The organism is Vibrio sp. QJM3NY_21, from assembly GCF_057785975.1.
The window spans coordinates 542,065-566,246 of sequence record NZ_CM173514.1 but is presented as its reverse complement, the minus strand read 5'-3'; the positions used below and the strand labels follow the sequence as shown (position 1 = coordinate 566,246).

The window sequence follows — 24,182 nt, the reverse complement described above, 5'->3', positions numbered from 1 at the left end:
ACCACGATTCACGGATGATAAAAATGGCTAACAAAAAAAACGTCGAAACAGACAAGAAAAATACAGAAATCAAAAATAAAAAAAGTAACGAGCTAGAACAAAAGAAACCAACACAAAGAAAGAAGCGCAGACTGCATTCACATCTAAAAGTGAATATCCCACTTTTTCAGTCACTCATGATGATTTTGCCATCATTGGCTAAACACGCTGCTGCCGAAAGTATAGACAATTCCAGCGACGCTGCAGATCAAGTAACCGCAAATAACGTGACCGAAAAAGATGTCACCGATGACCATAGCAAGGCGGACTCATCTGCGGTTGCTCATCAAGAAGCTCAGACAAGTGACAGCGATGTAAACTCGAGCTTAAGTGCAAGTCATGCCCCCCATGGTTCGAGCTCTCACTTGGTTCCTTCTCATCATTTGTCGACGCTTTCTCACCCGCAAGTCCATTACATTCCTTCGGTATCGATGCCGACTATCTCCTCAGGAAGTAACGGTCAGCCGACTCATTCGAATGCGCCTACGACGCCCGTTTTACCCGTCACCTTCTTGCCAGAAGTCATAAAAGGTACGTACGGAGAGCTTCATGTTGATGCAAATGGTCAATACACATTCATATTGAATCCAAATTCTCCTCAATACATCCTGTTAAATCAGCACCAACCAGGTACTGACCATTTTGCGTTACATCTATCTAATGGCTCGAGCATCATTGTTCAGATACCGGTAACAGGTAAGCAAGACACGCCAAATATTTCTGGAGACCTAACAGGTGTCGTAACAGAAGATCACAATATTGATTCACAAGGTTTGTTACATGCGAACGGCAAAATCGATGTCATAGACCCTGACCAAAATGAAAGTTCGGTAACACCAGAAGTTATCTCAGGTAAATATGGCGCATTAACCATCGACGCAGATGGGCATTGGCAGTATCAAGTTGATAACTCTCTTTCGAATGTTCAAGCGTTAACCGCAGCCACTTCATTGCACGAAAGCTTCACTATTCACACCAAAGACGGCACACCGCAAACCATCGACATGACGATTGGTGGGAACGACGACAACGCCGTTATCACAGGTGTAGATGCTGGCACGGTAACTGAAGATTTAACGACACAAATCCAAGGACAGCTTTCGGTAACGGACTCAGATCTTGGAGAGGACCACTTTCAAGCCTCACAAGTGACTAGTAATTTCGGTACGCTAAGCATCACCAAAGACGGTGCATGGACATACAATTTAGATAACAATAACCCTGTAGTTCAAGAGCTTGGCCAAGGATCAACTGCGACAGACATCGTCACTGTTCACTCTGCCGATGGCACAGCACATCAAGTTACGGTTACGATTAATGGCACCAACGACCATGCGGTAATCACGAGTAGTACAGCAAATTCACCAAGTTCGTTTTTCGCTATCGGGAAAAGTAATGGCTCAAGCCAAGTTACTGAAGATAAAGACCTAACGGTTTCGGGCCAACTCAACATCACCGATATCGACTCAAAAGAGGCGCATTTTTCTAATTCCGACCTCAAGGGGACACTGGGTACTTTACACCTTAAAGACAATGGTGATTGGACCTACGATCTAGATAATAAAAATCCACAAGTTCAGGCTCTTGGTCAAGGCTCTACGACAACAGACATCATAACCATCCACTCCGCCGACGGCACTCCTCATCGAATTGCAATTACCGTTAACGGCACCAATGATAAAGCCGTTATAAGCGGAACCAGTACCGGCTTGGTAACCGAAGAGTCCCAACTTCAGACCTCGGGCACACTTGCGGTAACGGATGTGGATACTGGCGAGGCACACTTCTCCAACACCGATATCGTAGGCTCGTTTGGTACGCTTCATCTGACTGATACTGGTTCTTGGACGTACGATCTTGATAATACAAATCCTAACGTTCAATCATTGGGCAAAGGAGCAACCGCTACCGACACCATCACCGTTCATTCTGCTGACGGCACGCCGCATCAAGTGACTATCACAGTAAATGGCTCTAATGACAAAGCTACTGTCAGCAGTGCGACCGTTGCCATCGATGAAACTGACAAAGCGGTAACAACCTCAGGCACCCTAATCAGTACCGACGTGGATAACCCAGACAACACGTTTACGCCAGACTCCATTGTTGGATCTAACGGCGACCTGACTATTGATGCCAATGGGCATTGGGTGTTCACCGCGAACAACGCGTTTAACCAATTAAACGTCGGCGATAAAGTCGAAGAGATCTTTACTGTCTCGTCTGTTGATGGCACACCTTCGACCATTAAAGTCACGATTAACGGCACTAATGACAAAGCCACTGTTAGCAGCGCAACTGTCGCTATCAATGAAACTGACAAAGCGGTAACAACATCAGGAACATTGACTAGTACCGATGTTGATAATCCAGATAACACATTTACGCCAGACTCCATTGTTGGATCTAATGGTGATCTCACCATTGATGCCAATGGCCATTGGACATTCACCGCCAACAGTGCGTTTAATCAATTAAACGTCGGCGACAAAGTCGAAGAAACCTTCACGGTGTCGTCTGTTGATGGCACCCCCTCAACCATCAAAGTGACGATTAATGGCACCAATGATAAAGCCACAGTCAGTAGCGCAACTGTTGCCATCGATGAGACTGACAAAGCGGTAACTACCTCAGGTATGCTAACCAGCACCGATGTTGATAACCCAGACAATACGTTTACGCCGGACTCCATTTCAGGTACCAACGGCAACTTTACCATTGACGTTAATGGTCATTGGGTCTTCACCGCCAACAGCGCATTCAATCAACTGAACGTCGGCGATAAAGTCGAAGAGACCTTCACGGTGTCGTCCATCGATGGCACACCCTCGACCATAAAAGTCACGATTAATGGTACTAATGACGCAGCTACTGTCAGCAGTGCGACCGTCTCGATTGATGAAACTGACAAAGCGGTAACCACGTCAGGCACGCTAACCAGCACCGACGTCGATAACTCAGACAATACGTTCACGCCGGATTCTATTTCAGGCACCAACGGTAACCTGACTATTGATGCCAATGGCCATTGGACATTCACCGCCAACAGTGCGTTTAATCAGTTGAATGTCGGCGATAAAGTCGAAGAAACCTTCACGGTGTCGTCTGTTGATGGCACAACGTCGACCATCAAAGTTACGATCAACGGCACTAACGATAAAGCCACTGTTAGCAGCGCAACCATCTCGATTGATGAAACTGACAAAGCGGTAACTACCTCTGGTACGCTAACCAGCACCGATGTTGATAACCCAGACAATACGTTTATGCCGGACTCCATTTCAGGTACCAACGGCAACCTTACCATTGACGTTAATGGTCATTGGGTCTTCACCGCCAACAGCGCGTTTAATCAGTTGAATGTCGGCGATAAAGTCGAAGAGACCTTCACGGTGTCGTCTGTTGATGGCACACCATCAACCATCAAAGTTGCGATCAACGGAACCAATGACAAAGCGACGGTCAGTACAGCAACAGTCAGTGTAGATGAAACTGACAAAGCGGTAACCACATCAGGCACCCTAACCAGCACCGATGTTGATAGCCCAGACAATACGTTTACGCCAGATTCAATAATTGGCTCGAACGGCAACCTAAACATTGATGCCAATGGTCATTGGACGTTCACCGCCAACAGTGCGTTTAATCAATTGAACGTCGGCGATAAAATCGAAGAAACCTTTACTGTGTCGTCTGTAGATGGCACACCCTCGACCATCAAAGTAACGATTAATGGCACCAATGATAAAGCCACCGTCCGTAGCGCAACTGTTGCTATCGATGAAACCGACAAAGCGGTAACCACGTCAGGCACGCTAACCAGCACCGACGTCGATAACCCAGACAATACGTTCACGCCAGATTCCATCATTGGCACGAACGGCAACCTAAACATCGACGCCCATGGTCATTGGATCTTCACCGCCAACAGCGCGTTTAATCAGTTGAATGTCGGCGATAAAGTCGAAGAAACCTTCACGGTGTCGTCTGTTGATGGCACAACGTCGACCATCAAAGTTACGATCAACGGCACTAACGATAAAGCCACTGTTAGCAGCGCAACCATCTCGATTGATGAAACTGACAAAGCGGTAACTACCTCAGGTACGCTAACCAGCACCGATGTTGATAACCCAGACAATACGTTTATGCCGGACTCTATTTCAGGTACCAACGGCAACCTTACCATTGACGTTAATGGTCATTGGGTCTTCACCGCCAACAGCGCGTTTAATCAGTTGAATATCGGCGATAAAGTCGAAGAGACCTTCACGGTGTCGTCTGTTGATGGCACACCCTCGACCATCAAAGTTGCGATCAACGGAACCAATGACAAAGCGACGGTCAGTACAGCAACAGTCAGTGTAGATGAAACTGACAAAGCGGTAACCACATCAGGCACCCTAACCAGCACCGATGTTGATAGCCCAGACAATACGTTTACGCCAGATTCAATAATTGGCTCGAACGGCAACCTAAACATTGATGCCAATGGTCATTGGACGTTCACCGCCAACAGTGCGTTTAATCAATTGAACGTCGGCGATAAAATCGAAGAAACCTTTACTGTGTCGTCTGTAGATGGCACACCCTCGACCATCAAAGTAACGATTAATGGCACCAATGATAAAGCCACCGTCCGTAGCGCAACTGTTGCTATCGATGAAACCGACAAAGCAGTAACAACATCAGGAACATTGACCAGTACCGATGTTGATAACCCAGACAATACGTTCACGCCAGATTCCATCATTGGCACGAACGGCAACCTAAACATCGACGCCCATGGTCATTGGATCTTCACCGCCAACAGCGCGTTTAATCAGTTGAACGTCGGTGATAAGGTCGAAGAAACCTTTACCGTAAATTCTGTTGATGGCACACCCTCGACCATCAAAGTGACGATCAATGGCACTAACGACAAAGCGACGGTTAGCACTGCCACTGTTGCTGTGGATGAAACCGATACGGCTATCTCGACGTCAGGCACGTTAACCGGCACCGATGTCGACAACCCAGACAACACCTTTACGCCAGGTGCCATCACGGGTACCAATGGCAACTTAACCATTGATGCCAATGGCCATTGGACGTTCACTGCCAACAGCGCGTTTAATCAATTGAATGTCGGCGACAAGGTCGAAGAAACCTTCACTGTCTCGTCCATCGATGGCACACCTTCCACCATAAAAGTCACGATTAACGGTACTAACGACACCGCTACTGTCAGCAGTGCGACCGTCGCCATCGATGAGACCGACAAAGCGGTAACCACGTCAGGCACGCTAACCAGCACCGATGTAGACAACCCAGACAATACGTTCACACCGGATTCCATTTCAGGCACTAACGGTAACCTAAACATCGACACCCATGGTCAATGGACGTTCACTGCTAACAGCGCATTTAATCAGTTGAACGTCGGTGACAAAGTTGAAGAAACCTTTACGGTGTCATCTATTGATGGCACACCGTCAACGATCAAAGTGACAATTAATGGCACCAATGATAAAGCGACGGTCAGTACCGCAACGGTCAGTATGGATGAGACTGACAAAGCAGTAATCACCTCAGGTACCCTAACCAGTACCGATGTCGATAACCCCGATAATACGTTCACGCCGGATTCTATTTCAGGCACCAACGGTAACCTGACTATTGACGCCAATGGTCACTGGACGTTCACCGCCAACAGCGTATTTAACCAATTGAACGTCGGCGATAAAGTCGAAGAAACGTTCACCGTAAATTCTATCGATGGCACACCATCAACGATCAAAGTCACCATCAATGGTACCAACGATAAAGCGACCGTTAGCAGTGCAACAGTCGTAGTTGATGAAACCGATACAGCGGTAACCACATCAGGCACACTAACCAGCACCGATGTCGATAATCCAAATAATACGTTTACGCCAGATTTAATTGCTGGCACTAACGGCAACCTAAACATCGATGCCAGTGGCAACTGGACATTCACCGCCAACAGCGCGTTTAATCAATTGAACGTCGGCGATAAGGTCGAAGAAACCTTCACGGTGTCGTCTGTTGATGGCACCCCCTCAACCATCAAAGTGACGTTCAACGGAACCAACGATCAAGCGACCGTTAGCAGTGCAACCGTCTCGATTGATGAAACTGACAAAGCGGTAACCACGTCAGGCACGCTAACCAGCACCGACGTCGATAACCCAGACAATACGTTCACGCCGGATTCTATTTCAGGCACCAACGGTAACCTGACTATTGATGCCAATGGTCATTGGGTCTTCATCGCCAACAGCGCGTTTAATCAATTAAACGCCGGCGATAAAGTCGAAGAAACCTTTACCGTAAATTCTGTTGATGGCACACCGTCCACCATCAAAGTGACGATTAACGGCACTAATGACAAAGCCACTGTTAGCAGCGCAACTGTCGCTATCAATGAAACTGACAAAGCGGTAACTACTTCAGGAACATTGACCAGCACCGATGTTGATAACCCAGACAATACGTTTACGCCAGATTCCATCACTGGCACGAACGGCAACTTAAACATCGACGCCCATGGTCAATGGACATTCACTGCGAACAACGCATTCAATCAATTAAACGTTGGCGATAAAGTCGAAGAGACCTTCACTGTCTCTTCCATCGATGGCACACCCTCGACCATCAAGGTCACGATTAATGGCACCAATGATAAAGCGACAGTCAGTACCGCAACAGTCAGTGTGGATGAAACGGACAGCGCTATAACAACTTCTGGAACCCTCACCAGTACCGACGTCGATAACCCAGATAATACATTTACGCCAGACTCCATTGTTGGAGCTAATGGCGATCTCACCATTGATGCCAATGGCCATTGGACATTCACTGCGAACAGTGCGTTTAATCAATTGAACGTCGGCGATAAAGTCGAAGAAACCTTCACGGTAACTTCGGTTGATGGCACACCCTCGACCATCAAAGTAACGATTAATGGCACCAATGATAAAGCCACCGTCCGTAGCGCAACTGTTGTTATCGATGAAACCGACAAAGCAGTAACAACATCAGGAACATTGACCAGTACCGATGTTGATAACCCAGAAAATACGTTCACGCCAGATTCCATCATTGGCACGAACGGCAACCTAAACATCGACGCCCATGGTCATTGGATCTTCACCGCTAACAGCGCATTTAATCAGTTGAACGTCGGTGACAAAGTTGAAGAAACCTTTACTGTGTCGTCCGTTGATGGCACACCCTCGACCATAAAAGTCACGATTAATGGCGCCAATGATAAAGCCACGGTCAGTAGCGCAACTGTTGCCATCGATGAGACTGACAAAGCGGTAATCACCTCAGGTACCCTAACCAGTACCGATGTCGATAACCCCGATAATACGTTCACGCCAGACTCCATTACTGGCACCAATGGCGACTTAACTATTGACGCCAATGGTCACTGGACGTTCACCGCCAACAGCACATTTAATCAACTGAACGTCGGTGACAAAGTCGAAGAAACCTTCACGGTCTCTTCCATCGATGGCACTCCATCAACGATCAAAGTCACGATCAATGGCACCAACGATAAAGCGACGGTCAGTACAGCAACGGTCAGTGTGGATGAAACGGACAGCGCTATAACAACTTCTGGAACCCTCACCAGCACCGACGTCGATAACCCAGATAATACGTTCACACCGGATTCAATTATTGGTGCTAGCGGCAACCTAAACATTGATGCTAATGGTCATTGGACGTTCACTGCCAACATCGCATTTAATCAATTAAACGTCGGTGACAAAGTCGAAGAAACTTTCACTATCTCTTCCATCGATGGTACTCCATCAACGATCAAAGTTACGATCAACGGAACCAACGATAAAGCTACTGTTAGCAGCGCGACCGTTGCTATCGATGAAACGGACAAAGCGGTAACCACATCAGGCACCCTAACCAGTACCGACGTGGATAATCCAGATAATGCGTTTACGCCGGATTCTATTTCAGGCACCAATGGCGACCTCACCATTGATGCCACAGGCCACTGGGTATTCACAGCAAGCAGCGCGTTTAATCAATTGAATGTCGGCGATAAAGTCGAAGAGACCTTCACGGTGTCGTCCATCGATGGCACCCCTTCGACGATCAAGGTGACGATTAACGGTACTAACGACGTCGCAACTGTCAGCAGTGCGACCGTTGCCATCGATGAAACCGACAAAGCAGTAACAACATCAGGAACATTGACCAGTACCGATGTTGATAACCCAGACAATACGTTCACGCCAGATTCCATCATTGGCACGAACGGCAACCTAAACATCGACGCCCATGGTCAATGGGTCTTCACCGCCAACAGCGCATTCAATCAATTGAACGTTGGCGATAAAGTCGAAGAGACCTTCACTGTGTCATCTGTGGATGGCACACCATCAACCATCAAAATCACGATTAACGGCACCAACGATAAAGCGACCGTTAGCAGCGCAAATGTGGTAGTTGATGAAACTGATACAGCGGTAACTACCTCAGGTACGCTAACCAGCACAGATGTTGATAACCCAGACAATACGTTTACACCGGATTCCATTTCAGGCACTAACGGTAACCTAAACATTGATGCTAATGGTCATTGGACGTTCACTGCCAACAGCGCATTTAATCAGTTAAATGTGGGCGATAAAGTCGAAGAAACCTTTACCGTAAATTCTGTTGATGGCACACCGTCCACCATCAAGGTGACGATTAACGGGACTAACGACGCCGCTACTGTCAGCAGTGCGACCGTCGCCGTCGATGAGACTGACAAAGCGGTAACCACATCAGGTACGTTGATCAGCACCGACGTAGATAACCCAGATAATGCGTTCACACCGAATTCAATTATTGGTGCCAACGGCAACCTAAACATTGATGCTAATGGTCACTGGACATTCACCGCCAACAGCGCATTTAATCAACTGAACGTTGGCGATAAAGTCGAAGAAACGTTCACCGTAAATTCTATCGATGGCACACCGTCGACCATCAAGGTCACGATTAATGGTACCAATGATAAGGCAACGATCAGTACCACAACGGTAAGTGTGGATGAAACTGACAAAGCGGTAACAACCTCAGGCACCCTAACCAGTATCGACGTCGATAGTCCAGATAATGCATTTACGCCAGACTCCATTGTTGGCTCTAACGGCGACCTAACTATTGACGCTAATGGTCATTGGGTCTTCACAGCCAACAGCGCGTTTAATCAACTAAACGTCGGCGATAAGGTCGAAGAGACCTTCACTGTCTCGTCTATTGATGGCACACCCTCAACCATAAAAGTCACGATTAATGGCACCAATGATAAAGCGACGGTCAGTACCGCAACGGTCAGTGTGGATGAAACAGACAAAGCGGTAACTACTTCAGGAACATTGACTAATACCGATGTTGATAATCCAGATAATACATTTACGCCAGACTCCATTGTTGGAGCTAATGGTGATCTCACTATTGATGTTAGTGGACATTGGGTGTTCACCGCGAATAGTGCGTTTAATCAATTGAACGTTGGCGATAAGGTTGAGGAAACCTTTACCGTAAATTCTGTTGATGGCACACCCTCGACCATAAAAGTCACGATCAATGGCACCAACGATAAAGCGATGGTCAGTACAGCAACGGTCGAGGTTGATGAAACTGACAAAGCGGTAACCACGTCAGGAACGTTGACCAGCACCGATGTTGATAACCCAGACAATACGTTTACGCCAGATTCCATCACTGGCACGAACGGCAACCTAAACATCGACGCCCATGGTCAATGGACATTCACTGCCAACAGCGCGTTTAATCACTTGAATGTCGGTGACAAAGTCGAAGAAACCTTCACGGTGTCGTCTGTTGATGGCACAACGTCGACCATCAAAGTAACGATCAATGGCACCAATGACAAAGCGACTGTCAGCAGTGCGACCGTTGCTATCAATGAAACCGACAAAGCGGTAACTACTTCAGGAACATTGACTAGTACCGATGTTGATAATCCAGATAACACATTTACACCAGACTCCATTGTTGGATCTAATGGTGATCTCACCATTGATGCCAATGGCCATTGGACATTCACCGCCAACAGTGCGTTTAATCAGTTGAACGTCGGTGACAAAGTCGAAGAAACCTTTACGGTGTCGTCTATTGATGGCACACCGTCAACGATCAAAGTGACAATTAATGGCACCAATGATAAAGCGACGGTCAGTACCGCAACGGTAAGTGTGGATGAGACTGACAAAGCAGTAATCACCTCAGGTACCCTAACCAGTACCGATGTCGATAACCCCGATAATACGTTCACGCCAGACTCCATTGTTGGATCTAATGGTGATCTCACCATTGATGCCAATGGCCATTGGACATTCACCGCTAACAGCGCATTCAATCAATTAAACGTTGGCGATAAAGTCGAAGAGACGTTCACCATCAATTCGGTCGATGGCACACCATCCACCATCAAAATTACGATTAATGGCACCAATGATAAAGCGACGGTAAGCAGTGCGACCGTTGCCATCGATGAAACTGACAAAGCGGTAACCACGTCAGGCACCCTAACCAGTATCGACGTCGATAATCCAGATAATGCATTCACACCGGATTCGATTACTGGCACTAACGGTGACCTGACTATTGATGCTAGTGGACATTGGGTGTTCACCGCGAACAGTGCGTTTAATCAATTGAACGTTGGCGATAAGGTTGAGGAAACCTTTACCGTAAATTCTGTTGATGGCACACCGTCGACCATCAAAGTGACGATTAATGGCAACAACGATAAAGCCACCGTCAGCAGTGCAACTGTCGCCATCGATGAAACTGACAAAGCGGTAACCACATCAGGCACCCTAACCAGCACCGATGTTGATAGCCCAGACAATACGTTTACGCCAGATTCAATAATTGGCTCGAACGGCAACCTAAACATCGACGCCCATGGCCATTGGACATTCACCGCCAACAACGTATTTAATCAGTTAAATGTTGGCGATAAAGTTGAGGAAACCTTTACGGTCTCTTCCATCGATGGCACCCCATCAACGATCAAAGTCACGATCAATGGCACCAACGATAAAGCGACGGTCAGTACAGCAACGGTCAGTGTGGATGAAACGGACAGCGCTATAACAACTTCTGGAACCCTCACCAGCACCGACGTCGATAACCCAGATAATACGTTCACACCGGATTCCATTTCAGGCACTAACGGTAACCTAAACATTGATGCCACAGGCCACTGGGTATTCACTGCCAACAGCGCATTTAATCAATTGAACGTCGGCGATAAAGTCGAAGAAACCTTCACGGTGTCGTCTGTTGATGGCACAGCGTCCACCATCAAGGTGACGATTAACGGCACTAACGACGCCGCTACTGTCAGCAGTGCGGCCGTTGCCATCGATGAAACCGACAAAGCAGTAACGACATCAGGAACATTGACCAGTACTGACGTGGATAATCCAGATAATGCGTTCACACCGGATTCAATTATTGGTGCCAACGGCAACCTAAACATTGATTCTAATGGTCATTGGACGTTCACCGCCAACAGCGCGTTTAACCAATTGAATGTCGGCGATAAAGTCGAAGAAACGTTCACCGTAAATTCTATCGATGGCACACCATCAACGATCAAAGTCACCATCAATGGTACCAACGATAAAGCGACCGTTAGCAGTGCAACCGTCGTAGTTGATGAAACCGACAAAGCGGTAACCACGTCAGGCACGCTAACCAGCACCGATATCGACAATCCAGATAATGCGTTTACGCCGGATTCCATTTCAGGCACTAACGGTAACCTAAACATTGATGCTAATGGTCATTGGACGTTCACTGCCAACAGCGCATTTAATCAGTTAAATGTGGGCGATAAAGTCGAAGAAACCTTTACCGTAAATTCTGTTGATGGCACACCGTCCACCATCAAGGTGACGATTAACGGGACTAACGACGCCGCTACTGTCAGCAGTGCGACCGTCGCCATCGATGAGACTGACAAAGCAGTAACAACTTCAGGCACGCTAACCAGCACCGATATCGATAATCCAGATAACACGTTTACGCCCGATTCCATCACTGGCACGAACGGCAACCTAAACATTGATGCTAATGGCCATTGGACGTTCACTGCCAACAGCACTTTTAATCAGTTGAATGTGGGCGATAAGGTTGAAGAAACCTTCACTGTATCGTCTGTTGATGGCACCCTCTCAACCATCAAAGTTACGATCAATGGCACCAATGATAAAGCGACGGTCAGTACCGCAACGGTAAGTGTGGATGAGACTGACAAAGCAGTAATCACCTCAGGTACCCTAACCAGTACCGATGTCGATAACCCCGATAATACGTTCACGCCAGACTCCATTACTGGCACCAATGGCGACTTAACTATTGACGCCAATGGTCACTGGACGTTCACCGCCAACAGCGCATTCAATCAACTGAACGTTGGCGATAAAGTCGAAGAAACTTTCACTATCTCTTCCATCGATGGTACTCCATCAACAATCAGAGTTACGATTAATGGAACCAACGATAAACCAACTATTGCTGCGCAATCGCACTCGGTTACCGAAGATGGGCAATTACTCCAAGGTCAAATGGTCGGCTCAGATATCGATAATGGTGCCCAGTTAACTTATTCAGTCGCAAATCCTGTAGATGGATTGACATTAAATAAAGACGGTAGCTACATCTTTGACCCTGCAAATAGTACCTATCAACAGCTAGCCGACAAACAGACTCAAACGATCACAATCCCCGTTACCGTCACAGATGAGCACAACAGCAGCTCAACAGAAAACCTGACGATTATTATTACTGGTACTGGTGATTCCGCCATTATAGGAGGTGTGGATACGGGTTCTGTCATTGAAAAAACAGCGGGTGATAATATGTCACCCGATTTTGCTCATTCCGGAATGGCAACACTGGGAAATAGTGTTTTATCCGCCGATGGACAATTGACCATTGTTGACCCAGATAAAGGCGAACAAGGTTTTGCTTCCCACACCAATGCCTATAACTACCATGGTACTTATGGTGATTTAATTTTAAACCCTGATGGTAGTTGGCATTACGTTGCCGATGCAGGCAGTGTCAGTCATATTGGTGGGCGACCAACCACCAGAGGGACCGCCATCGACCAACTTGGTAAAGGTGATACGTTAACTGACACCATCACTGTCCATTCTATAGATGGCACTACGCACGATATTGTAATTACCATAAACGGTAGCAATGACCGTCCCTATTGCTCTTCAGAAGTACAACTAAATTCAGGCAAAGAAGAGGCAGTTCAAACCATAACAACCAGTGAACTGCTTTCAAATAGCGTAGATGTTGATTCAAACGATGCAGGTAAGCTGTCTGTCGCTAACCTTCATGCCGATCATGGTTCAATACGGGATAATCACAACGGTACTTTCACCTTTACTCCCAACCATAATTACAACGGTAACATCCATTTTACCTATGATGTCGTCGATGCACATAGTGGCACCACTCATACTGGTGCAAATATAACGATTACTGGTACTCCAGATCAAGCCACTATTACTGAGGTGACAACAGGAAGCGTGACTGAAGATGGCACGCATGCCACTCACAACAACGGAATCACTACAGAGCTGGCATATGGGCAACTTCAAGTTATCGACCCTGATAGCGGTGAAAATAAATTCCAATACAGTCAGTTTGGTGAAACCTCTATTCACGATCCATTTGGTGGCATGTTGCGAATCGACAGCGCCGGAAATTGGGGTTATAGCGTTGACAACGCAGCTCTACAACACCTTGCTCAAGGACAGACTGAAACGGTGGTGTATCGTGTTCATAGTTATGATGGGACTGCTTACGATCTGCATATTGATGTAACTGGAACCAACGACGCTCCTACGGTGAATAAAGTTGTTCTCAGCAACGGCACAGAAGACACACATTACCAAATGCAAGCAAGTCAGTTTGGTTTCACCGATATAGACACCAAAGACACGTTGCACTCGATTTCGATTACAGACCTACCACCAGCGACACAAGGTAAGTTTGTTCTTGACGGGCATGACATCTCTTTAGGTCAGAGCATTGCCACCGCAGACATCAGTAAACTTCAATTCGTCCCCGCGCAAGATTTCAATGGTGATGTTCAATTTAAGTACACTGTCAATGATGGTCATGTAAACTCGCAGAAAGCGACGAATACCCTTCACATAGATGCCGTTAGCGACACCGCAAAAATTACAGGAACAGATACTGGTGATGTGCATGAAGGACACACTTTTACGGCGCCAGACGGCAGTATGTCGGGTTCGAGGGTGAACGATCGATCGCCCGATCATCAGCATCACAATACTGGCAAATTATGGAATGATCAGATCCATACCAAGGGCCACCTTAATATCCACGATGCCGATAGTGGCGAAGCTCACGCCCAAAATGGTGTTTACCACGGACATTATGGTCAGATCATATTGCAAGAAAACGGTGATTGGAGCTATTACGCTTCAATTGGCCAAGATTCAACGGGTAGAGCAATAGATAAACTCGGTCAGGGGCAAAACCTAACCGATACAATCACAATCGAGTCAGCGGACGGTACAGCTCATAACATTGTTATCACTATTCATGGCAGTAATGACCGCCCGTATTGTTCATCAGAAGTGCAACTTAACGCGGGCACAGAAGATACCCGACAAACCATCACTATCGGACAATTACTACACAACACGGTTGATGTCGATAATAATGATACTGGGCTACTTACTGTAGAAAATTTGCATGCTGATCATGGTTCAATTGCAATTAATTCAGATGGTAGCTTTTCATTTACACCAGAGAAAAATTACAACGGTAATGTCCACTTTTCATATGATGTTAGGGATGCACATGGTGGAGTGACCCATACAGGAGCAATCACCTCACTAGGCGCGATCAACGATAACCCTGATAATATTCCTGTTGTTGATTCTGTAACAGAAGACACAGATACGCACCATATTATAAATTTACTTGCAGGTGCCACTGATGTTGATGGTGATGCCTTATCTATTAGTCAGATACAGGCTTCATTTGAAGGCAGTACTGGCAAGTTACCTCAAGGTGTCACAGTAGCGAGCGATGGTCATTCGTTGATCATTGATAGCCATGCTCAAGTATTTCAGCACCTAAGAGTTGGTGAAAAATCAGATGTCGTTGTCCATTACATGATTGACGATAATCATGGAGGGCAAACACCTGCCATAGCAACTATTACTATTGTTGGTACAGATGATAAAGCAGGATTAACCTCAAACATCATTCAAATGAGTGAAACAGAAGCCGTTGATAGTGCGCAACATACCTATAAAGGTTCATTACAACTAGTCGATCCTGATACGGGAGATAATACACAATTTCTATTTGGCGGGCGATATATCGGCCAACATTACTCACCAGGTTCACTTAATATTTTTCCTGATGGTTCCTATCAATTCAGGCTCCAAGGAGCGCTTAACCGACACGCCAATGATGATATCCAAAGCTTACATGCCGGTGAGTCCACTGATTTTCCTTATGAGATAAAAACCAGTGACGGACAAACACTGACCATTATGGTCAGGGTAACCGGTGAAGATAGTAACGCACAAATCCATGTTTCGATGCCAAATTCATTGCCTGCTAATCAATCTGTTACTGAAGAACATTTTGTTCCCGCGAGTACAACAAATCTCTATGCTGGCGGGCGTTTGCATGTAGTTGACCCTGACCATGATCAATCTTATCTGCAAGCTGAAACAATCAATACCGCACACCATGGCCAGTTCAAGATCAGCGCTGATGGAGGATGGAACTACACCATTGATAACTCCATCGATGAAGTACAAAAACTCGGTGCTAGTGAATCATTTACCGAGACCCACACAGTCCATTCCCTAGATGGCACCGCCAGTCAATTACTTACAGTGACAGTTCAGGGAACCAACGATGCACCACTAGTTTCAGCGCAAGTTAAATTAGCACCAGGAATAGAAGATATCGATATTCAGCTAAACAAGTCTGATCTTCTTTCAAATGCTACAGACATCGATCACAACGACATAGGGCACTTAAACATAACCAACTTAGTCGCTGATCACGGCGTCATTGTTGATAACAAAGATGGGACATTTAACTTCCATCCCGAACCCAACTATAACGGACAAGTCCATTTCTCTTACGATGTCATCGATGGGCATGGTGGAGTGACACACACGGGTGCAAGTACCACACTAGCCGCCGTCAATGATGCAGCTGTATTTTCAGTAGACGATACCGGATCGGTAAAAGAAGATGTCCACGTTCAAGGAGACTCACAACATACTGTAGCAGTATCGGGAGTACTAATTGTTTCCGACCCTGACGCAGGAGAAAGTGAGTTCGTCGCCAACCGAAATGTACATGCTGTGAGTGACCAATTTGGCGGTGATTTAAGTATTGGCCGAGCCGGCGACTGGACTTACTCGGTTCCGAACAACAATTTAAATAGGCTTGCTGAAGGCGAAAAACATCAAGTTACATATGAAGTGGTTTCTCGCGGGGGAGATAAACACCAAATAGTCATCACCGTCGTTGGTACCAATGATGACCCTATACTATCCGTTACCCAAACCACCCCAACAACGGGAACCCTCACTGAAACCGATGTTGACGTTAAAGATATGCATACTTTCTCTGTCGTCAGTTCAACAGGCCAATTTGGTTCGCTCTCCGTCGATCCGGATACCGGTGCCTATGTGTACACGGCAAACTCTGCTGTTGCAGGGATGACTTATAACTCAGCTACACACACGTATCACGGAACCGATGTGTTTGAAGTGAAAGTGGCTGACAATCATGGTGGTGAATCATCGAAGTTCATTACTTTTGATACCAATGGTCATGTTTCCGTTGTCCCCGGACAACAACCAACGATTTCAACAACGGTGCCTGTTAATCCGCTGATTACTACAACTCAACCGAGCTTACCTACTGGAACAAACACACCACCAAGTAATGCAGTAACCCTAGATCTAGCCGCATCTAGTGATACTGGTATATCAGATACCGATAATGTCACCAAAGAAACCACACCAACCATCACGGGACATACGGATATCCCTTATTCACAAGTCACGGTCTATGATGGTTCAATACTCGTTGGACACGCAGTGTCTGATGCATCTGGACAATATAGTGTTGCGGTAAACAGCTTATCGGACGGCGATCATAATCTATCCGCCAAAGCATTGGCTCCTTCGTCAGTGCTACCGGCTACCTCTTCGCTCCTTTCCGTCCATATAGATACACAAGTGCACGTCGGCATTCAAACAAACCCTATTACCTCTGATAATGTAGTTAATGCTCAAGAGTCCAACAGCTCCATTGATATCACAGGTTCCGTTTCTGGTGATTTTAATGCTGGAGATATTGTCACTTTAAATGTAAATGGCACAAAACATACTGGCGTTGTCGGTTCACATGGGCACTATTCAATTGCTGTACCTGGCAGTGAACTCATTACCGATGCTGACCAAAAAATAGAGGCATCAATAGCGGTAACAGATAGCGCAGGCAATAGCACTCAAGCTACTGCAGATGTTACTTACCAAGTCGATACACAGGTTAGCATTCCTACGATTACTTTTGAAAACGCAGGGGCAGACAACTTATACAGCAAAGCTGAAATCGCCCGAGGACAGGCAAACACGATTACAGCAACCGTTACGCCTCCTGGTGACGCCAAAATCGGTGAGCATCTTGTCGTTAACGGACAAGATCATGTATTAGATGCTCACACTCTTCAGCATGGAATACAAATTGAAGTTCATCCCGGTTCTAATGTGCAAGCAACAATGACTGACGAACACGGTAATACCGCAGGTAGCCAAGGTTTTGCTGCAAGCGCTATTCCTGAACCGATCATTGTCAGACCGCCATCGGGAAGCCACCAAGTGTCTGGCACGCTTGGGGTACCACCACTGTTACCATCTTTAACTCCGGTACCAACAACACAAAGCGGTTGGCGAATCCATTTACCCAATGGACAGTATGTCACCAGCCACCATGGGCAATATGGAACATTAACCATTGATCCTCAAACCGGCCACTTACATTACCAAGAGCAAGCTCAGGTTCACACCGGGCCGCATGGTAGCGCTTCGGGTATAGGTCAACATGAAGACAAATTTGAGGTCGCACTACAAGGAACAAATCAAGATGAAGTGGTCGCCCACGTGAACATTCAGATACTCAGTCATGGGCCAGGGCATAGTGGCAAGCTGACAGTTGGAACTGAAGTGGTTGATATGACAATCACTCCTGTCGTCCATACATCACACCCTGCTCCACCACCACCGCCTCCTGTTCAACATGACGAGCCAGACATGGCTTCGCAAGCCGACTTTACGGTCACACTAAGCGATGATAGTAATCTAGATTTAACCCAGCAGACCCATCAAGAACCAGATGAGAAAACCAGCCACCATGGTGCAGCAGCTTATCTGGATGCATTGGGCATTAAACCCGATGCGACATCGACAACGGTTCACGATCAACCTGCGGATATGGATATCGTACTTGCACAAGTCGACCAACCAGATCCAGCAACACATGACCAAGCGCACTTGGATATGTCAGACGCGCTTGAACACCATGACATGAACATCAACCATAACCAAGATGATGAGCACCATCATCACAACGACGTAGACGGGCTGCCGGACATTGATCCAAATAGTTAACCGATAACGAGACTAAACAGAAGGGAGCACATGATGTGCTCCCTTTTTATTATTTGCTGTTGTTATTCGTTGACTCTCAACGACTCTTTATAACGATTACCTTTCACCAAATGCGACACTCACATTGGTGTAGATCGGTTTCCATAAATACTGGAATACTGATTTCTCACCAGTGGTAATATCTACCTCGCCCGTCATACCTGGCAAGATAGAAAAGCTCTCAGGATTATCACGGAAATAAGGAACATCCACCGAGACGACTACTTCATAATAGATCTCGCCACGTTCGCTTTGACTTGTGGTCGGTGAAATACTCTCAACCGCCCCTTTTAGCGCCCCAAAGCGGCTGTAATCAAACGCATCAATCTTGATACGAGTCGGCTGCCCTACACTCACAAAACCAATATCTCTTGGCGACAAACGGGCTTTAAAATCGGCTTTCCCACCAACAGGAACAATTTCAACCACAGTGCCACCCGGCTGAATAACACCTCCGTTCTGTGTACTTGGCAGGCTTTGCACCAAACCTTGTAGCGGCGACACTAACATGGTGTTCGTCAATTTCGCTTGGCTTGAACGTACTCTGGCGTTCAGGGCTGACAAGTCAGAGACAGCTTTAGAACGATCATCGCTCACTTTAGCTTTCGCCTCCGCCAGAAGCTGTATGATTTTTTGATCATTACTGTCAGCTTGTCTAATCAATACAGACTTCTTACCACGAGCTTCTTCAATTTTCTGCTCAATGCTGGCCAGTTTTTGACGCATTTCAAGCACACGTAAGCGTGAAATGTTGCCCGATTTATAACCCTTTTCTAGTATGTTCAACTCTTGCTTAGTCGCATTCAACTCTTTCTCATAACTCGGCAAGGCCTTTTTTACACTACGAAGCTGTTCTGCAATTTGCTCACTCTCTTTCTCAAGCACCACTCGCTTTTGAAAATAGAGTGCTTTTTGCGCATTCAACTGCGCCTTTTGTTGGCTGACGATCTCTGGGTAATCGACCTCGAATTCAGCAAGATTAGGCTCACGTTGCTCAAGCAGCGCATTCATACGTTCCACACTGGCTAGAAGCGTCACTTGTTGAGACTTGAGCTCTTCAAGGGCGGTACGCTGGAAAGTGGCATCAAACTCAACAAGCGGCTGGCCTTTCTCAACCAACTGGCCTTCTTTTACGAGAATTTGCTTTAACTTACCGCCAATCGCACTTTGTAATACTTGCTTCTCGCCTTCCGGAATCACAGCACCTTTGGCTTTGGCGATTTCATCAACTTGAGTGACGACAGACCAAGTGGCAAAAGCAATAACACATAAGGCAACCGACCATGTGGCCAGCGCCAATGTACGAGCCGTATTTTGTGATTCAACAAGTTCACCGTAGCGCTTGCCCTTCTCGATAGATTGTTTAGTCATTAGCGACTCCTTGCTTAGACTCTGATTGTTCTTGTTGGGCTGCATTTTGTTGAGCAGACGAATCTTGAGTTGACGGCTGTAGCTCTTGAGATAACGGTTGCTCAGATAACTGCGGTTCTTGAGAAGCTTGAGGTTCTGAAGGCTGCTCCTGCTTCGAAGACTGTTCCGGCTCTAATGGGCCGGCATAAACCACTGCACCTTCATTTAATACCACTACTTTATCGGCAAGCTTGATTAAATCCGGATCGTGGGACGTGTAGATCACCGTTGCTTTTCCTTTTTTCGAGTGCACAAACTCACCAAATATACGTTTAGCATTTGGGTGAGCATCAGGCACAGGATTATCCATTAAGAACATAGGGTAGTCATAAACCAGCGCTTTCGCGTCAATGAGGATCTGCGCGACGCTGCCAGACAGCATGTCAAAAAGGCTGTCCGGCTGAATACTGCTGATGGAAGTATCGAGCCCACCTGATAATGTCTCGAACCAACGCTTTCCGCCCACCATTTCAATTGCAGAGATCATTTTCTGATCTTCGACTTTATGGCCGTCGTTTAGCCACTCTCGAATACTCAGCGTAAGCAAATCAGGATAAGCGGCTCGAATGAAACACCAGTGACGATAGAGCTGCGGATCGTATTGGACGAGGTTAACGCCTTCAAGCTCGACCATGCCGTTTTGGATAGGCTGCAAGCCAGACAGCACTTCAATTAATGTTGATTTACCGCTCCCAGAAGGGCCGGTAATCGCGACAATTTCACCGGCTTCAATATCAAAGCTGACACCATTCAAGGCAGGGCGACTCTGTTTGGGATAGCGCAGTGTCACTTGGTCTAATTTTAAGCTAGGCGCTACCACAGGCAACGGGTGATGCTGGTAACTGAATTCACGCTCAGACGGCTGAGACAAAATACGGTTCACTTGCAGCTTGGATTGATTAAAGCTATTAAAACGCATCGCACTGTTTGCCAACACCTGAGCAGGACCCGTCACCTTAGATATCAACATCATTGAAGCAATCAAACCACCAGGGGTCATCACTTGTTCAAAAATAAGTCCTATACCTAACCCCATCACGGCTAATGTCGAACCAACCCCAATGAAATAGTAAATCGAAGTGTACCGGCTCTGGAGAATCGATTGATTAAAGGTCACTGTTGAAGCAAGAAGATTGGCCTTTTTGAAGCGTTGAATCCAGTGTTCTGAGAATCCGGCACTGCGAATAAAGGCAAGCTTGGATGACAATTCATTGGTCATATTTTGACGATTCGTACCTGCTACCGTCGATTGCATTGAGCGCTTGCTACTTGAGCGTATCGAACGCTTAGCTAATAGGTAATAAAGAACCAAAGAAACGATAGGAACCAGTACTAACCACCCACCTAACACACCTATCGCAAGGACAAAAATTAGAATGAATGGCAGATCAAACAGCGCATTTCCTAATGGCCCCGATAGCACACCTGAAATACGCTCTGACAGCATCACTTGGTTTTGCTGACTAGAGGAAGCTGTTTGCTGATTTTGCGCATAGCTATTTCGAAGCAGACGCTGCACGAGGGATTGAGAGATCTCACGACTTACTCGGTTAGAAACTGAAGCAAACACTCGGCTACGCAATGTTCTCAACCAACCCATCATCACAAACAACAACGCTGCGCCAATGGCGATACCTTGCAGCTCATGCCCTGCATCACCGCCAATCACATGGTCATAGATCGACATCGTGATGAAAGGAACGGCAAGCGCAAATAAGTTAGTGATAAAACTGACTAGCAGCAATTTAGGAATAATGGGGCGAAACGCATGTAGCCGTTCGCCAACCCAATCAGGAGAAGCCTTCTCTAGTGGTGGACCTTCGATAACAATACAAAACTGTGGGATCTGGGTAATGTCTTCATTGGTATCAAAGCCAATAAACTGTTTCGATTCTATATGACCAGAGACCAACTCATGTTCACCAAGCACCAGTAATACTAATTTGTGTTCGCCAACTTCATCTAGGTTGGCAACCAAGCGATAAGGCAATGCAAGCCTGTCGAACAGGGCAAACATATCATCTATTGATTCAATCCGATTCTCATCGACCCATTGATGGGCGAACAACTGGATATTCGCATTCACTTCCAACTGCTTAAGAACGGAAAGGCTCTCGGTTTCTAAATGATTCATCACCTCTTGTCGACCGCTGGTATCTGCACGGTTGTTCGTACCTGAAGGGTTACCAATATCTAAACGATTCATACGATAGCCTCCTGGTTGTTCTCGCTGTCGACCGCAATAGTTCGACTTTCCACTGTAATGATTCGATTAGCCAATTCGCGAAGTTTAGAATGGTAGCTCACCATCAGTATCGTGCGTCCTGCCGTTACTTCTTCTTCCAACACCTTAGCTAGATTCCCAAGGGCGTCTAAATCAAGTGATGAATCCGGCCTTTCCAACATGATTATGGGTTTATCACTTGCCAATTGAGCCGCGATATTGAGCATTTTCACGTTACCCATACTCAACAAAGAAGCACTCGTATGGCCAATTTGTGTCTCTAGTCCATCGGGCAATCGAGTAATCTCTTTGGTTAAACCCAAACGCTTTGCATAGTCACTGGCACTTTGCGTTTTCTCAGGGTCAAACCCGCACAAGTTGTCGAGAATGGTCCCCGACACCAACTGCCCTTTAACGCCACAGTAGGCAGCAATATTGGTTACGGATGCGATTGAAACTGCAGATCCGTTAATGAAGCACTCACCCGCTTTCAGATCATCAATACCTGCAATCGACGACAATAAATGACTGTTGGTGTGGCGATCCTCACTCTCTAACAATACCAACTCACCTTTATTCAGGGTGACATCTGCATGAGAGAATTCACCGTATCTTTCAACAGTCGCTTGCTTAATTTCCAACGTCTCAAAGTCAGATAAGTGGTTCTCAGCTTGCTCAGAATCTGAAGATTCCGATAATGATAAGTCACTCAATTTTTCTATTGCCTGATTGGCACTGTGTATTGAATTAAGCTTGATTCTAACCCCAACCAGAGCACTCAAAGGCGCAACCGCTCTGCCAGATAAGATAGAACATGCCGCTAATCCACCAGTAGTTAACTGCCCATCCAACACCCACAAGCTCCCCGTAATCACCAGTAAAACTGACGTCGCTAATGCGGCAAGTTGAATACACTCTTGGGCGAAGGCGTTCTGTTCTTCTTCTCTCGCTTTAGACTGAGAGCGAACATTATTGAGGGATTTAAACTGATTGAAGATTCGAGACTCAACGGCCTGACGTTTGATTCCCTGAATGGTTTGGCTCAGCAAAATCAAGAACGCTTTTCGCTCCTGCTCATCTTGAGAGGCTTCTTCACTTAAGCTTTTAACGCGAATAGAAGATAACCAAACGATTCCGAGCGTAATAAGCCAAACTGCCAAAGGTATCGCCACCAGCTCACCGCCGATGTAAGCCACTAAGCCCAAGAAGATCAATGCAAAAGGTAAATCAATAAAGCCTGCAATCACACCACCGGAATACCAATCTTTGACTTTTGATACTGAGCCCAGCCCCTCTTCCACACCGCCAACACCAATGTGGCGAAGATGGCCTGATGAAGCCGTTGTTACTCTTTCAACCAAGGTTTGATAGGTCGCTTTCTCGGTATTGCTGGCCGCGGCTGACAAAAGCCAAGTACGCACAAACCTGATCAATGCTTCCATGGCAACAGCCAACGCTGCACCCGCCAACAACAAAGTGGCAGTACCGTAACTTTGGTTAGGTAAAATACGATCATAAATTTGTAAAACCGTTAACGGAACGGCGAGAGAGAGAAGATTTATGAGTAAAGAAGGCAGTAGGACTTTTCCTACCACCCCTTTGTTTTTCATTGAACTTGCGGGCATACACAATCCTTATCCATGCTTATGAAATAAGATTGGTACACCATGTTGAGTATTGCAAGGTAACGGACTGATTTAACGTGT

General features: G+C 46.4%; 4 protein-coding genes. 1 reads left to right on the top strand and 3 read right to left on the bottom strand.

Annotated features, from left to right (window positions below; genetic code table 11):
• Positions 1-23 precede the first annotated feature (23 nt).
• A complete protein-coding gene (locus AC3CID_RS18240) occupies positions 24-18,803 on the top strand; it encodes a VCBS domain-containing protein (protein ID WP_488527845.1) in 18,780 nt (6,259 codons plus the stop codon).
• Between the two features lie 96 nt (positions 18,804-18,899).
• Here AC3CID_RS18240 and AC3CID_RS18235 read toward each other — a convergent pair whose 3' ends face one another.
• Genes AC3CID_RS18235 through AC3CID_RS18225 form a run of 3 tightly spaced genes read right to left on the bottom strand, consistent with a single transcriptional unit; the run spans position 18,900 to position 24,101 of the window.
• A complete protein-coding gene (locus tag AC3CID_RS18235; RefSeq protein ID WP_054545616.1) occupies positions 18,900-20,213 on the bottom strand; it encodes an HlyD family type I secretion periplasmic adaptor subunit in 1,314 nt (437 codons plus the stop codon).
• The gene (locus AC3CID_RS18230; protein ID WP_488527844.1) at positions 20,206-22,458 is read right to left on the bottom strand and encodes an ABC transporter transmembrane domain-containing protein; all 2,253 of its coding nucleotides are present in this window, start codon (positions 22,456-22,458) and stop codon (positions 20,206-20,208) included. Before AC3CID_RS18230 ends, AC3CID_RS18235 begins: the two co-directional genes overlap by 8 nt.
• Positions 22,455-24,101 (bottom strand): ABC transporter transmembrane domain-containing protein, encoded by a 1,647-nt coding sequence (locus tag AC3CID_RS18225; protein ID WP_488527843.1) that lies wholly within the window; start codon positions 24,099-24,101, stop codon positions 22,455-22,457. The genes AC3CID_RS18230 and AC3CID_RS18225 overlap by 4 nt, the downstream gene beginning before the upstream one ends.
• Positions 24,102-24,182: the final 81 nt, after the last annotated feature.

Bases quoted from the DNA above. Each gene is read 5' to 3' on its own strand.
- AC3CID_RS18235 (WP_054545616.1), bottom strand. From the start codon at position 20,213: ATGACTAAACAATCTATCGAGAAGGGCAAGCGCTACGGTGAACTTGTT.
- AC3CID_RS18230 (WP_488527844.1), bottom strand. From the start codon at position 22,458: ATGAATCGTTTAGATATTGGTAACCCTTCAGGTACGAACAACCGTGCA.
- AC3CID_RS18240 (WP_488527845.1), top strand. From the start codon at position 24: ATGGCTAACAAAAAAAACGTCGAAACAGACAAGAAAAATACAGAAATC.
- AC3CID_RS18225 (WP_488527843.1), bottom strand. From the start codon at position 24,101: ATGCCCGCAAGTTCAATGAAAAACAAAGGGGTGGTAGGAAAAGTCCTA.